This is a genomic window from Cryobacterium sp. MLB-32, from assembly GCF_000738085.1.
In the GTDB taxonomy this organism is placed as follows: Bacteria; Actinomycetota; Actinomycetes; order Actinomycetales; family Microbacteriaceae; genus Cryobacterium.
In genome coordinates, this window is sequence record NZ_JPRS01000736.1 from 1 (window position 1) to 477 (window position 477).

Annotated in this window: 1 protein-coding gene and 1 pseudogene; one reads left to right on the plus strand and one right to left on the minus strand. The window is 58.9% G+C overall.

What is annotated here, in order from left to right; genetic code table 11:
* Nucleotides 1–204, minus strand: a pseudogene (locus tag JF66_RS21140) (5-formyltetrahydrofolate cyclo-ligase); the annotation flags it as partial.
* A 34-nt stretch (nt 205–238) separates the two neighbouring features.
* On the opposite strand from JF66_RS21140, the gene JF66_RS21145 reads away from it, so the two are divergent.
* Nucleotides 239–477: sugar phosphate nucleotidyltransferase (locus JF66_RS21145; protein WP_156109999.1), on the plus strand; the 239-nt coding region annotated here is incomplete at its 3' end.

Consider the following 477-nt stretch of genomic DNA (forward strand, 5'->3'; position numbering starts at 1 on the left):
ATTGACGAAGGGACGGGTGTTGGGCTCGTCGTTCGATGAGAGGTAGCAGGAGATCGATTGGGCGGCAATGCCGGTGACGAGCCGCTGAAGGTTCGCGGTAAAACCGGCTGAGGTGTCTTCGCGCTCGAGGGAGGTGAGATTGCGACGGCGTTCCCGTAACTCGGCCCGGAGCGCTCTCTTCTGGTGAGCGATATCTGAGTCCATACAAGACATTCTAGATGCCGCTAACGTAGGGGCCATGGGAACCAACATTACGAAGGCCGTCATTCCGGCAGCAGGGCTTGGCACGCGATTCTTGCCAGCGACAAAAGCGATGCCGAAGGAGATGCTCCCTGTCGTCGACAAGCCCGCGATTCAGTACGTCGTGGAAGAGGCCGTCGCGTCCGGTCTGAGTGACATTCTGATGGTGACGGGCCGCAATAAGAACGCCCTCGAGAACCACTTCGACCGCATGACAGAGCTCGAAGCCATGCTCGA